The sequence below is a fragment of the Aestuariispira ectoiniformans genome, assembly GCF_025136295.1.
Taxonomy (GTDB): domain Bacteria; phylum Pseudomonadota; class Alphaproteobacteria; order UBA8366; family Aestuariispiraceae; genus Aestuariispira_A; species Aestuariispira_A ectoiniformans.
In genome coordinates this window covers 2,194,558-2,207,500 of record NZ_CP062788.1, presented here as the reverse complement: position 1 = coordinate 2,207,500, position 12,943 = coordinate 2,194,558, and the positions used below count along the sequence as shown (strand labels likewise).

General features: G+C 57.3%; 13 protein-coding genes (1 of these 13 cut by a window edge). 1 reads left to right on the top strand and 12 read right to left on the bottom strand.

Annotated elements, in window-relative coordinates:
* Positions 1-36: the start of a serine hydroxymethyltransferase gene (gene glyA / locus IF205_RS10535; RefSeq protein ID WP_259779332.1), read on the bottom strand. It extends 1,287 nt beyond the left edge of the window; the window shows 36 of its 1,323 coding nt (coding positions 1-36); it begins with the start codon at positions 34-36; its stop codon lies off the left edge, out of view.
* A 119-nt stretch (positions 37-155) separates the two neighbouring features.
* On the opposite strand from glyA, the gene IF205_RS10530 reads away from it, so the two are divergent.
* Positions 156-1,052 carry a LysR substrate-binding domain-containing protein gene (locus tag IF205_RS10530; protein WP_259779331.1) on the top strand — a complete coding sequence of 299 codons (897 nt, stop codon included), beginning with the start codon at positions 156-158 and terminating at the stop codon, positions 1,050-1,052.
* A gap of 2 nt (positions 1,053-1,054) precedes the next feature.
* On the opposite strand, the gene IF205_RS10525 is transcribed toward IF205_RS10530, so the two are convergent.
* From IF205_RS10525 to IF205_RS10475, 11 genes are all read right to left on the bottom strand, one after another.
* Positions 1,055-1,507, bottom strand: a complete 453-nt coding sequence (locus IF205_RS10525) for a DUF1489 family protein (RefSeq protein WP_259779330.1) — start codon at positions 1,505-1,507, stop codon at positions 1,055-1,057.
* Between the two features lie 4 nt (positions 1,508-1,511).
* The gene (locus IF205_RS10520; RefSeq protein WP_259779329.1) at positions 1,512-2,414 is read right to left on the bottom strand and encodes a hydroxymethylglutaryl-CoA lyase; all 903 of its coding nucleotides are present in this window, start codon (positions 2,412-2,414) and stop codon (positions 1,512-1,514) included.
* A 42-nt stretch (positions 2,415-2,456) separates the two neighbouring features.
* The gene (locus IF205_RS10515; protein ID WP_259779328.1) at positions 2,457-4,454 is read right to left on the bottom strand and encodes an acetyl/propionyl/methylcrotonyl-CoA carboxylase subunit alpha; all 1,998 of its coding nucleotides are present in this window, start codon (positions 4,452-4,454) and stop codon (positions 2,457-2,459) included.
* A gap of 5 nt (positions 4,455-4,459) precedes the next feature.
* Entirely contained in the window at positions 4,460-5,245 is a 786-nt protein-coding gene (locus tag IF205_RS10510; protein WP_259783264.1) for an enoyl-CoA hydratase/isomerase family protein, read from the bottom strand.
* Between the two features lie 4 nt (positions 5,246-5,249).
* Positions 5,250-6,857, bottom strand: a complete 1,608-nt coding sequence (locus IF205_RS10505; RefSeq protein ID WP_259779327.1) for a carboxyl transferase domain-containing protein — start codon at positions 6,855-6,857, stop codon at positions 5,250-5,252.
* Positions 6,858-7,067: 210 nt separating this feature from the next.
* Positions 7,068-8,987: an asparagine synthase (glutamine-hydrolyzing) gene (gene asnB / locus IF205_RS10500; RefSeq protein WP_259779326.1), complete on the bottom strand. Its 1,920-nt coding sequence runs from the start codon at positions 8,985-8,987 to the stop codon at positions 7,068-7,070.
* A gap of 32 nt (positions 8,988-9,019) precedes the next feature.
* Positions 9,020-9,622 (bottom strand): 2-hydroxychromene-2-carboxylate isomerase, encoded by a 603-nt coding sequence (locus tag IF205_RS10495; RefSeq protein WP_259779325.1) that lies wholly within the window; start codon positions 9,620-9,622, stop codon positions 9,020-9,022.
* Between the two features lie 24 nt (positions 9,623-9,646).
* The gene (locus tag IF205_RS10490; protein WP_259779324.1) at positions 9,647-10,780 is read right to left on the bottom strand and encodes an acyl-CoA dehydrogenase family protein; all 1,134 of its coding nucleotides are present in this window, start codon (positions 10,778-10,780) and stop codon (positions 9,647-9,649) included.
* Positions 10,781-10,795: 15 nt separating this feature from the next.
* Positions 10,796-11,473 carry an SDR family oxidoreductase gene (locus IF205_RS10485; protein ID WP_259779323.1) on the bottom strand — a complete coding sequence of 226 codons (678 nt, stop codon included), beginning with the start codon at positions 11,471-11,473 and terminating at the stop codon, positions 10,796-10,798.
* Between the two features lie 33 nt (positions 11,474-11,506).
* The gene (locus IF205_RS10480) at positions 11,507-11,683 is read right to left on the bottom strand and encodes a hypothetical protein (RefSeq protein WP_259779322.1); all 177 of its coding nucleotides are present in this window, start codon (positions 11,681-11,683) and stop codon (positions 11,507-11,509) included.
* A gap of 84 nt (positions 11,684-11,767) precedes the next feature.
* Positions 11,768-12,940 (bottom strand): isovaleryl-CoA dehydrogenase, encoded by a 1,173-nt coding sequence (locus IF205_RS10475; RefSeq protein ID WP_259779321.1) that lies wholly within the window; start codon positions 12,938-12,940, stop codon positions 11,768-11,770.
* Positions 12,941-12,943 lie beyond the last annotated feature (3 nt).

The following is a 12,943-nucleotide window of genomic DNA, read 5'->3' as shown; positions in this document are numbered from 1 at the left end:
ATCAGGGACCCAGGGTCGCCGTTCCAGATGTGCCATCCCGCTTATCCTTCAAAAAAACTTCAGAAATCCGGTGCCCCCACTATCCGCCAATTGGCCTTTGCCGGGCAAACCAGTTATTCTGCATTTCTAGGCATAGAAAAATTAGGTCTGAAACAATGGCGATAGATGCCCCCAAGCTGCGGTTACCTTCATTGAAAGCCTTACAGGCCTTTGAAACCGCCGCACGGCACGAAAGCTTTTCACGGGCAGCCGAAGAACTGTCGGTCACGCCGGGGGCGGTCGCCCAACAGGTGAAGGCCCTAGAAGACTGGTTGGGATTTCCGCTGTTCCGGCGGCAAAGCCATGGATTACAGCTATTGCCACAGGCTAAAGCAGCGCTGCCCGGTCTGGTGCGGGCATTCGACAGCCTTGGTGACAGCGTCCAGGACTTGCGCAACGCGGGTCCGGTCCGACAGATTCGTATCGCGGCCCTGCCTTGTATAGCACAGCTTTGGCTATCCCCGCGCCTGCCGCAGTTACGCCAACACTTCCCGGACCTGCAGATATCTGTAACCGCCATGGAAACGCCACCGAATTTCCGTCGCGAACCTTATGACCTTGCCCTGTTTTACCTGAATAGCGACAGTGGCGACCCCGCCAGGCTTGTGCTGGCGCAGGACTATCTGTTCCCGGTCTGCAGCCCGGCATTGGTGAAAGAACTTGAACTCACGGAAGGCCTGCTTGAAGAACAGCCCCTGCTTGCCGATGCGGTTTGGGCCCAGGACTGGCCGTCCTGGATGAAATTTGCCGGCCTTAATCCGGATAAGGCCACGATCAGCGCCAGTTTTTCCCTTTATAGCCTTGCCCTGCAGACGGCGATCGACGGCGGAGGTCTTCTGATCGGTCGCGAAACGCTGGTTACAAATGCCCTGCAGCGCAAGGATGTGATTGCGCCTTTCAACATCAGGCTGCCAAGTCCGCGGCCCCTGACCCTGATCATGCCGACACCACTGACTGAGGGGCATCGGTTGGCGGAACTGGTAGAGTGGTTCAAAACATCAGTCGGCACATAGGTCTAGAGAACACCCAGATTGCGGAGTTCCGCCGCCAATTCGGGTGGAAGCTGATCATCCCCGGTGCCTTCCGCGCCCAGATCGGCAGGGGCTTCTCCCGGCTTGAGATAGCGCCACCCTTGAAACGGCCGGTGCGGCCAGGCCTGAGTGCGGATGACTTTTGGTTCCAGCAATATCTTGCAGCGTGGCTTCTCATCAGGGTCTTCGGAAGCATGTTCCTCAAAGCCGATGATACGCTGACGGGCCTGCATCACCCCTTTGATGATCCAGTAAAGAGAGCCGCCGGCCAATAATTCATCCGCCCGTTTCGGCCAGCTTCGCGTGATATGCCAGGTAATCCCGCCGCGTTGCTGCGCGATATGGGGCACCCACTGCTCCAACTGCTCTACCGATTCCACACCGACGCAAAGTTTTCTGAGGTGGATTGTTGCAGCGTCGGTGGAGGTGTCGGACATGAATTTATACTTTGGCTTTCATGGCGAGGGAAACGCGGGAGACCGGCACCCGGCCGATCACATCGGAAATAAACCAGCCTGCCTGGAGAATCTGGTCGAAGTCGACACCGGTTTCTACGCCACAGCCCTGGAGCATGTAAAGAACATCCTCCGTTGCCACATTGCCCGATGCACCTTTGGCATAAGGACAGCCGCCAAGCCCTGCAATGGAGGAATCAAAAACCGAAACGCCCATTTCCATGGCCGCATAGATATTGGCCAGCGCCTGCCCGTAGGTATCGTGGAAATGTCCGGCAAGCCGGGTGATGGGTACGACCTTGGCAACGGTCTCAATCAATCGCTTGGTCCGTTCCGGCGTGCCGACGCCGATGGTATCACCCAGCGAGACCTCATAACAGCCGAGCTCCAGCATCTTGGCCGAAACATCGGCCACAGCCTCCGGCGCGATATCACCCTCATAGGGGCAGCCCAGAACACAGGAGACATAACCGCGAATACGGATATTCTTCGCACGCGCCGCGTCACAGACATCGGCAAAACGCGCCAGGCTTTCATCAATCGAACAGTTGATGTTCTTCCGGGAAAAGCTTTCCGAAGCCGCACCAAAGATAGCGATTTCTTCCACGCCACAGTCCATGGCCGCCTCGAACCCCTTCATATTCGGGGTGAGACAGGGATAGGAGGTGCCGGGCTGGCGTTGAATTCGGCGCAGGACGTCCGCACTGTCGGCCATCTGGGGCACCCACTTGGGTGAGACGAAACTTCCCGCCTCCACCGCTTGAAGCCCGGCGGCGGCCAGCCGTTCGATCAACGCCACCTTCTGGTCGGTGGTAACTGTCGCTTTTTCATTTTGCAGGCCGTCCCTCGGGCCGACCTCCACGATCTTTACTGACTTCGGCAATGCCATGTCACACCTCAACCATCCTGGCGATGACAATATATAGTTTTGTCAGGCCTCTTCTTCAAAAGTAACCAGGTCCTGCCCTTCGGCAACCTGATCGCCCACCGCGTAGCGGACCGATGCAACAATCCCATCAATCGGCGCCACAATCGTATGTTCCATTTTCATGGCCTCCAGGATCAGAAGAGCCTGACCTTCCGTGACCGTATCGCCTGCAGCCACATGAACGGCGGTAACCTTGCCCGGCATCGGGGCCGTCAGGCGGCCCGAACCGCCCTCTTCCTCCCCGGCACTGCGCATCGGGTCCAACTCATTCACACGATAAGTCATGCCGTCAACGATGGTCACCGCCGCATGCGCCTGATGAACGACCGCATCGACGCGACGTCCATCAACAACGGCGGAGATTTCAGCACCCGACCGACAGATATTCTCGAAGCCGTGGCTTTCGCCCCCTTCCGAAACACTCACGCTGCCGTTGACAATGGTTGCGGCGAACTGGCGTTCAACACCGGCATCGTCGAAATGGAACGTGGTATGGCTGCTGTCATTCAGCCGCCAGTTGTCCGTGCAGTTCCACGGGGACCAAGGATCGGACGGGTTGACGGATTTGGCCGCTTCGCGATCCTGCAGCAGGGCCACCACCGCCAGCGCCAGTGTTTGCGACGGCACAGCCTCGCGTTCTGGCAACAGATCGACCTCATAATTGGCAATGAAACCCGTATTCAATTGTGCATTGGCAAAGGCCGGATGGCGGACGACAGCCGCCAGGAAGTCCCGGTTGGTTGTTACCCCGGCTATCTGGGATGCCTGAAGCGCGCTTTCCATACGCCGCAACGCCTCATTCCGGTCACGGCCATGGACGATTATTTTTGCAATCATCGGATCATAATGCATGGAGACTTCATCGCCGGAGCGTACGCCGGAATCGATCCGCGCCTTGTCTTCCGGCAAGTGCAGATGATGCAATGTGCCAATCGCTGGCAAAAAGTCGTTATCCGGGTCTTCCGCATAAAGCCGCGCCTCAATGGCATGGCCGGAACAGTTGATCTGATCCTGCAACAACGGCAGGACCTCTCCGGCAGCAACACGGAGCTGCCATTCCACGAGGTCCTGATCCGTGACCATCTCAGTTACGGGATGTTCCACCTGAAGGCGGGTATTCATCTCCATGAAGAAGAAGGCCCCCGGTACACTGTCCTCATCGGTTTCCACGATGAATTCCACGGTGCCGGCCCCTTCATAGCCAATGGCCTTGGCAGCCGCGACAGCAGCGTCGCCCATCTGTTTACGAAGGTCTTCGCTCATCCCCGGCGCAGGTGCTTCCTCCAGCACTTTCTGGTGACGTCGCTGGACCGAACAATCGCGTTCGAACAGATGAACCGCATTGCCATGGGAATCGGCAAAGATCTGCATTTCAATATGACGTGGGCGGGTGACAAAACGTTCCAGCAATACGTGATCGTCGCCAAATGAATTGCGGGCCTCACGCCGACAGCTTTCGAGAGAGGCTGCAAAATCGCCGGATTTCTCCACCAGGCGCATGCCCTTGCCCCCGCCACCGGCGGACGCCTTGATCAACAAGGGGTAGCCAATCTCGTCGGCCTGTCCGTGAAGGAATTCTGCGTCCTGATTATCGCCGTGGTAGCCGGGAACCAATGGCACGCCGGCATCGCCCATGACAGCCTTTGCCTCGGATTTGGAGCCCATGGCCCGGATCGCATCTGCAGGCGGGCCGATAAAGACCAGACCAGCCCTGGCACAGGCGTCGGCAAATTCGGCATTCTCCGACAGGAAACCATAGCCCGGATGGATGGCTTGCGCGCCTGTCTCCAGGGCCACGTCAATGATCTTCTGCCCCAGAAGGTAACTTTCAGAAGCCGCCGGCGGGCCGATATGCACGGCCTCATCGGCCAGCGCCACATGCTTGGACTTGGCATCCGCATCGGAATAGACCGCCACAGTCCCAATGGCCATTTCCCGCGCGGTTTCGATAACACGACAGGCAATCTCGCCCCGGTTGGCGATCAAGATTTTCTTGAACATGGTATTTATCCCTCCAACCAGGATGGTTTGCGTTTTTCAAGGAATGACGACAGGCCTTCCCTGCCCTCGTCGCTCGCCCGGATATCGGCGATGCGCGCCGCCGTTTCGGCGATCACGTCGTCATCAACGGGACGGTTCACGGCAAAGACCAGATCCTTCGCTGCCGCCGTTGCTTTCGGTCCGACAGTCAAAAGCTGTTGAATCAGCGCTTCGCCCTTTTCGTCCAGGGCCTCATGCGGCACGACTTCATGAACAAGGCCCAGACGGTAGGCCTCCTGGGCACCGAACCGCTCCGCCGTCAGAAAATAGCGCCGTGCCGATTGTGCGCCCATGGCGTCCACCACATAGGGACTGATCACCGCCGGGATGAGGCCCAGCTTTACTTCCGACAGGCAGAAACTCGCCTTGTCGCTGGCAAGGGCGATGTCACAGCAGGCAACAAGGCCAACGCCGCCCCCGAAGGCCGCCCCCTGGATCAATCCAACAACGGGCTTGTTCAGGGTGTTTATGGTTTTCATCAACTCAGCAAGAGCCATGGCGTCCGCCAGGTTTTCCTCGCGGCTGTACCCGGCCATACGCTTCATCCAGTTCAGGTCCGCCCCGGCGGAAAAGCTTTTGCCCTCTGACGCCAGAACCACAACACGAACGGCCTCATTATCACCAAAGCCCTGAAAGGCATCTGTCAATCCGGCAATCAGTGCATCGTCAAAGGCATTATGTTTGTCGGGATTGGTAAGGGTGAGCCGGGCAACGGCCCCCTCAATGTCCGTTTTGAATTTCTGCTCGCTCATCATCTTACATCCTGAAGACGCCAAATTTGGTCTGTTCAATCGGTGCGTTGGTGGCTGTCGCCAGTCCAAGGCCCAGAACCATTCTTGTATCCGCGGGGTCGATGATGCCGTCATCCCATAGACGAGCGGAGGCGTAATAAGGGTGGCCTTGCGTTTCATATTGCTCCCGGATCGGAGACATGAAGGCTTCTTTTTCGGCATCCGGCCAGGTTTCCCCGCGCGCCTCCAGGTTATCCTGCTTGACCTGGGCCAGAACATTGGCCGCCTGTTCGCCACCCATCACCGAAATGCGGGCATTCGGCCACATCCAGAGGAAGCGCGGGCTGTAGGCGCGACCGCACATGCCATAATTGCCTGCCCCGAAGGAACCGCCAATCAGGACCGTGAATTTGGGCACCTGAGTTGTTGCGACCGCCGTTACCAGCTTGGCCCCATCCTTGGCGATGCCACCTTGTTCGTATTTGCTGCCGACCATGAAGCCGGTAATGTTTTGCAGGAAGACCAGCGGAATACCGCGCTGGGAGCAAAGCTCGACGAAATGCGCGCCCTTCTGGGCGGATTCAGAGAATAGAATGCCGTTATTGGCTATTATCCCAACCGGATAGCCCCAGATATGGGCAAAGCCGCAAACCAGGGTCGTCCCGTAGAGCTGTTTGAATTCGTCGAATTCGGAACCGTCAACGATGCGGGCAATCACCTCTCGCACGTCATAGGGCTTTTTGCTGTCCGCGGGAACGACACCGTAAAGCTCTTCTGCATCATAAAGCGGATCAACGGGCTCACGCAGTTTCAGCGACCGTGGCTTGGTCCGGTTCAGATTGCCGACAATCCGGCGAACAATCGACAGGGCATGGGTATCGTCCTGGGCATAATGGTCGGCGACACCGGAGGTTCGGCAATGAACATCCGCGCCGCCCAGGTCTTCAGCAGAGACCACTTCGCCGGTCGCCGCCTTTACCAGCGGCGGGCCGCCGAGGAAGATGGTGCCCTGGTTGCGGACGATGATACTTTCGTCCGACATGGCCGGGACGTAAGCACCGCCAGCCGTGCAGGAGCCCATGACCGAGGCGATTTGGGGAATGCCTTTGGCCGACATATTGGCCTGATTGAAGAAAATCCGGCCAAAGTGATCCCGGTCCGGAAAGACGTCATCCTGGTTTGGCAGGTTGGCCCCGCCGGAATCCACCAGATAGATACAGGGAAGATTATTCTGTTCGGCAATTTCCTGCGCACGCAGATGCTTTTTGACAGTGATTGGGTAATAGGTCCCCCCCTTCACCGTCGCATCGTTGGCAACAATCATGCACTCCTGGCCTGACACACGCCCGACGCCGGTGATGATGCCACCTGCGGCAATATTGGCATCATACATGTCATAGGCCGCCATCTGCGACAGCTCCAGGAAAGGTGACCCCGGGTCCAACAGATTGCGGACGCGGTCCCTCGGCAACAACTTGCCTCGCGACAGATGTTTGTCCCGTGCCTTTTCACCGCCGCCCTGTTTGATCTCGCCGACCTTGGCGGCCAGATCATCAACAACGGCCTTCATGGCTTCCGAATTTTCAGCAAATTCCGCCGAACGCGTATCCAATTTGGAATGGATTTTGGTCATATCCCTGCCTTCCCAAATCCCAGTATTCACCACCGGCGCATTGTCGCGCCACATGGAACCTTTTGTCGACCACCCATTGCGATGGCCCCAATCTTCGTTGTCGCCGAGTATAGTTTACGTTTACGTAAAGGTAAATCTTTAAGTCACAAAAAATGCGGTGAAAATTGTCACCGCATCCTGTTTGCCCTGAAATGCCTTTCCGCCTTGCCCTCAGACGTTCCAGTGCCGACGCCAGCTTTGCAGCATTAGCACATTCCACAATTCAAAATGCCAGTTCCGCTGTCCCTTTAAGTGCTCTTCCCAGACCGCGCGAACCGGCTCGGGGTCTAACAATCCTCCCTGCTGGATACTGTCGGAAGACAACAAGGTTTGCGCCCAGTCCCGCATGGGGCCGCACAACCAGTCTGCAAGCGGCGGCTCGAACCCCTGCTTCGGACGATCGATGATCTCCCTGGGCACATGTTTGTAGAGAACCTGCCGCAACGGCCATTTGGACAGCCCGTCACGGTGCTTGATCTGACTGGGAAGCGCCCAGGCAAATTCAACCACCTCCCGGGCGAGCATTGGCGCGCGCACCTCCAGTGATACCGCCATCGAGGCGCGATCCACCTTCACCAACAACTGGTCCGGCAAATAGGTCCTCGCATCGGCAAACATCAAACGTGCCAAAGGATCATCCAGTGCGGGCCAGGCGCTGGGATCGCCAAAATACCCCACCCGCGAGACCGGACAGGGCCGGTCCACCACCCGCCAGCGGGTCATGCCATTCTCATAGAGCGCCTCAAGCGAGGAAGCACAACTATCCGCGACCTTCTTGGCGAGCTTGTCACCCAGGCGGCTCGGTTTCTTATGGCCGGGAATGGCGTTGAGGAATCCGAAAGGCAGATTGTCCAGAATCTGCGGCGGCAGCGGCACGCCCCTTTTCTTTCGCCGTTTTCTGGCCGTCCCGTGGTAGCGAGGATAACCGCAAAACAACTCGTCACCGCCATCACCTGCCAGCGCCGTCGTCACATTGTCCCGCGTCATCCTGGAGAGCAACAGGGTTGGCAAGGCACTGACGTCGGCGAAGGGCTCGTCATAGAATTCCGGCAGCTGTTCCACCAGCCCCAATGACGCGTTTGTATCGACATAAAGCTCGGTATGGTCCGTTCCCAGATGCTGCGCCACGGCCTTGGCATGGGGCGCTTCGTCAAAGCGCTTGTCGTTAAAACCGATCGTATAGGTATTGATTGGCCGGGCTGACTGTTTCTGCATCAGCGCAACGACCAGAGACGAATCAATTCCCCCCGAAAGGAAGGCCCCAAGCGGCACATCGGCCACCATACGCCGGGCGATCGACCGCTCCAGAATCTTTTCCAATTCGTCAGTCGCCTGCTCGGGCCCGCCGTCAAACGGTGACTGGTTTTGCACGATGGCAGTCGCATCCCAGAAGGCCTTCGGTGACGGCAGGCTTCCCGGAGACAAGCCATCCAGACCCAAGGTGATCATATGACCGGGTAGCAGTTTTCCAATCCCCCGGATAATGCTGCGCGGTGCAGGTACATAGGAATAGCGGATGAAGGCGGCGGCAGCATCGCGATCCAGTTCCGGCGCCCAGGCGTCATTGGCAGCCAGTGCTTTCAATTCCGACGCAAACAGGAAACACGGCCCCATCCAGCCATAATAAAGCGGCTTTTCCCCCAGGCGGTCCCTCGCCAGGGTCAGCGTATTCTCTTTCCGGTCATAGAGAGCCAATGCGAACATACCGTCGAAAAGGTCAAGCGCCTGTTCCACCCCATAAGCAGAGATACAGGCCAGCATGACCTCGGTATCGGAATGGCCGCGCCAGTTCGGCGCACGGCCTTCCCGTTCCAACCGCGCTGTCAACTCCTGGAAATTATAGATTTCACCATTGAAGGTGATGACATAGCGCCCATTATGGCTTGCCATCGGCTGCGCGCCGTCTGCCGTCAGGTCCTGAATCGCCAACCGGCGAAAGCCAAGCGCCAGCCCCTGCTTCTCATCAACGAAGGACCCGCCGTCATCCGGTCCACGGTGCAGCAACCGCCCCGCCATCAAGCGGACCTGCCGTTCCAGGTCCTCCCCCGACTGGGAACGGCGGCTGTCAATAAAACCTGTTATGCCGCCCATAAACTACGTGAGTCCGACAGAACGAGACAAGGTCACCATCCACCCGTTTCCAACCACCGGTCCAGTTGGTCCAGGCGGTCGACACCCCAGAATGGTTCCCCATCGACAATCATAAATGGCGAACCGAAAACCTTAAGGTCAATAGCCGCCTGCGTTTCATCACGCAACCGATCTTTTACCCGCTGGTCCCCCAGTGCCTGCTGGACTTCCTGTGGATCAAGGCCTTCTGCCTCGCAGACAGCCAGAACCTCTTCGACCTTTCCGATGTCCCGGCCGTCGCCATAAGCGGCATGATACAGAGCCCGGGACAACCTGCGACGCCAGGCGACATTCAGATCGCCGGCCCAATAAACCACACGCGCTGCATTGACGGTCAGCATGGGGAAACGCGGCGGCCAATTCATCGGCAAACCATACAACCGCGCGGACCGTTCCATATCCCGTTTGGAATAGTCCCCCTTCATCGGATAGTCGAGCAATGGCTGCGTGCCTTCGCTCTTGAACACCGCCCCCAGAAGAAAGGGCCTCCAATTGACTTCGCAGCCGTGCTTTTCCGCAATGGCATCAATCAGATTGGCTGCAAGATAGCCGTAAGGAGAAGAAAATTCGTAGAAGAATTCAATCGTTTTAGCCATGGCCCGCCCCTCTATAATTCCCGATTACTGAGCAAGATTGCGTGCGATGACCAGACGCTGGATATCGCTGGTTCCTTCATAGATCTTGCAGACGCGGACATCGCGATAGATACGCTCCACCGGGAAGTCCTTGGTATAGCCATATCCGCCATGCACCTGTATTGCATCGGAAACGACCTTTTCCGCCATTTCCGTGGCAAACAGTTTGGCCATGGAGGCTTCCTTGATACAGGGCACGCCCGCGTCACGCAGGCTGGCGGCATGCAGGACCAATTGGTTTGCCGCCTCTACCTGTGTTGCCATGTCGGCCAAGCGGAAACCCACGGCCTGATGATTGATAATCGCCTTGCCCATGCTTTGGCGCTCCTTCGCATAAGCAACAGCATGCTCCAGCGCCGCGCGCGCCATGCCGACCGCCTGAGCCGCAATCCCTATGCGGCCGCCTTCCAGGCCAGATAGGGCGATTTTATACCCCTCGCCTTCCTGGCCCAGCATCATATCCGGGGTCAGTTCCACACCCTCGAACTGAATCTGACAGGTATCGGAAGCCTTCTGGCCCAGCTTGTTCTCAACGCTGGCAACACGATAGCCCTTGCTATCGGTAGGCACGATAAAAGCGCTGAGCCCCTTCTTGCCCTTTTCCGGATCGGTGACGGCAAAAACAATGGCCACATCGGCATTTTGGCCACTGGTAATGAACTGCTTTGTGCCATTCAGAACCCAATGGTTCCCAGACAGGCGGGCTTTGGTTTTAATGGCCGAGGCATCGGAACCCGCATGCGGTTCCGTCAGGCAGAAGGCCCCAAGCATTTCGCCACGCGCCATGGGCTTAAGGTATTTTTCCTTCTGCTCTTCGGTGCCAAACCTCAGGATCGGCATGCAGCCAACCGAATTATGGACGCTCATAATGGTCGAACAGGAGCCATCGCCGGAGGCAATTTCCTGCAGGCACAACGCGTAGGACACATAGTCCACGCCAGCACCGTCATAGTCGGCAGGAACCAGCATACCCATCATGCCCAGTTCCCCCATGGCTTTCAGAGCTTCCCTTGGGAATTCCGACCGTTCATCCCATCCGGCGGCGTTGGGCGCCAACTGTTCCTGCGCAAATTGTCGGCCCATATCGCGGATCATGCATTGTTCGTCAGTGAGGATCATTGATCGTTGTCTCCGTTACCAGGGAATTTCTGTGCCGTCATAATTGAAGAAATGGCCATTATAGGCATCCTGCGTCACAGGAGAGGCACCGTCGACGACCGCCTTCATTGATGTCGCACTGGTCTCCACGTCGATGTCCCCGCCTTCGCCGCCCATATCCGTCCTTACCCAGCCCGGATGCAGCAGCACACAGGAAACGGCGAGTGGTGCCAGTTCGATGGACAGACCTTTGACCGCCATATTCAACGCGGCCTTGGAACTGCGATAGGCGTAAGCGCCACCGGTGGACAGTTCGATTGACCCCAGTCGTGACGTTGTAAACGCCATGACCTTGCGTTTCGATGCAGCCACATTATCACGGAGGGCATGCGCCAACCGGATCGGAGCGATCGTGTTTATTTCGAAACTGCGCTCCCAATCGGACCAGGGGAAATTGCCTAATGCCTTATTTTTATCCAGATAGACACCGGCGTTGTTCCAAAGCACATCGATCGGACGATCACCGATCTCATGCTTCAGTTTCTCCACAGAGGAAATATCGGCCAAGTCCAGCGCGAAGGCTTCCACCCCGTCGAGATCGATGGTTTCCGGTTGACGGCAAGCGGCCAGCACCTGCCACCCTTCCGCCAGATAGGCTTTGGTCAAAGCATGCCCGATGCCACGATTGGCCCCGGTTATCAGAATTGTTGGCATAGTGATCCCTGTTCGAACACAAAAGGCCGTTTGTTAGCTTGCGCCGACTTTCTGTTTTTGCGCATCCCAGTAAGCCTTCCAGGCCTCCGGGTCTTCGCGGCGATCGATGCCGCTACGCCGGTCGACACCACCGAAGCTGCGCTGCATTTTGCGGCGGTCTACGGTCTTACGACGCTCCAGCTTTTCCCAGGCCTTTTCTTCCTGCTTCATTCATGCCTCCCAACTTCTGCAGGTCACTGACCGGGTCATGTTACCCGATTTTTCAAACCCGGTCAGTTTTTCCCGCAGGAAGGCTTATTTTGTTTCTTCAAAGATTTCACGGCCGATCAGCATGCGGCGGATTTCCGACGTGCCCGCGCCGATCTCATACAACTTCGCATCACGCAACAGGCGGCCTGTCGCATATTCATTGATGTAGCCGTTACCGCCCAGCACCTGGATTGCCTCCAAGGCCATCCAGGTCGCCTTTTCTGCGGAATAGAGAATGGCGCCGGCGGCATCCTTACGGGTAGTCTCACCGCGGTCACAGGACTTGCCAACGGCATAGACATAGCATTTTGCTGCATTCATGGTGGTATACATATCGGCAATCTTACCCTGCATAAGCTGGAATTCGCCGATACTCTTTCCGAACTGTTTCCGCTCGTGAATGTAGGGGATTACCACATCCATGCAGGCCTGCATGATACCGGTCGGACCGCCGGAGAGAACCGCACGTTCATAATCCAGACCGGACATCAGCACATTCACGCCCCGGCCAATTCCGCCCAGAATATTTTCCTCAGGCACCTCACAGTCTTCAAAGACCAGTTCACCGGTGTTGGACCCGCGCATGCCCAGCTTGTCCAGCTTCTGGGCGACGGAAAAGCCCTTGAAACCTTTTTCAATAATGAAGGCGGTAATGCCCCGCTTTCCCGCTTCCGGGTCAGTCTTGGCATAAACCACCAGAGTATCCGCATCCGGGCCGTTGGTGATCCACATCTTGGACCCATTCAGGACATAGCGGTCGCCCTTTTTCTCGGCACGCAGTTTCATGGAAACCACATCGGAACCGGCGTTGGGTTCACTCATCGCAAGCGCGCCCACATGATCCCCGGAAATAAGCTTTGGCAAATATTTCGCCTTCTGCTCTTCAGAGCCATTGCGGCGAATCTGGTTCACGCAGAGGTTGGAATGCGCGCCATAGCTCAGCCCGACGCTGGCAGATGCGCGGGAAATTTCCTCCATCGCAATGATATGTTCCAGATAGCCAAGACCGGAACCGCCCAGTTCTTCTTCTGCCGTAATCCCCAGCAGCCCCAGGTCACCCATTTTCTTCCAGAGGTCCGCCGGGAAGTCATTGTCCCGGTCGATATCGGCAGCACGCGGCGCAATTTCATCAGCCGCAAAACTACGCACCGTATCGCGGATCATATCGGCGGTTTCACCCAGGTCGAAATTCAGGGTCGGATATTCATTGGGGATCATTGT

Bases quoted from the DNA above. Each gene is read 5' to 3' on its own strand.
- IF205_RS10485 (WP_259779323.1), bottom strand. From the start codon at position 11,473: ATGCCAACAATTCTGATAACCGGGGCCAATCGTGGCATCGGGCATGCT.
- IF205_RS10510 (WP_259783264.1), bottom strand. From the start codon at position 5,245: ATGAGCGAGCAGAAATTCAAAACGGACATTGAGGGGGCCGTTGCCCGG.
- IF205_RS10475 (WP_259779321.1), bottom strand. From the start codon at position 12,940: ATGATCCCCAATGAATATCCGACCCTGAATTTCGACCTGGGTGAAACC.
- asnB (WP_259779326.1), bottom strand. From the start codon at position 8,987: ATGGGCGGCATAACAGGTTTTATTGACAGCCGCCGTTCCCAGTCGGGG.
- IF205_RS10480 (WP_259779322.1), bottom strand. From the start codon at position 11,683: ATGAAGCAGGAAGAAAAGGCCTGGGAAAAGCTGGAGCGTCGTAAGACC.
- IF205_RS10530 (WP_259779331.1), top strand. From the start codon at position 156: ATGGCGATAGATGCCCCCAAGCTGCGGTTACCTTCATTGAAAGCCTTA.
- IF205_RS10490 (WP_259779324.1), bottom strand. From the start codon at position 10,780: ATGATCCTCACTGACGAACAATGCATGATCCGCGATATGGGCCGACAA.
- IF205_RS10515 (WP_259779328.1), bottom strand. From the start codon at position 4,454: ATGTTCAAGAAAATCTTGATCGCCAACCGGGGCGAGATTGCCTGTCGT.
- IF205_RS10505 (WP_259779327.1), bottom strand. From the start codon at position 6,857: ATGACCAAAATCCATTCCAAATTGGATACGCGTTCGGCGGAATTTGCT.
- IF205_RS10495 (WP_259779325.1), bottom strand. From the start codon at position 9,622: ATGGCTAAAACGATTGAATTCTTCTACGAATTTTCTTCTCCTTACGGC.
- IF205_RS10520 (WP_259779329.1), bottom strand. From the start codon at position 2,414: ATGGCATTGCCGAAGTCAGTAAAGATCGTGGAGGTCGGCCCGAGGGAC.
- IF205_RS10525 (WP_259779330.1), bottom strand. From the start codon at position 1,507: ATGTCCGACACCTCCACCGACGCTGCAACAATCCACCTCAGAAAACTT.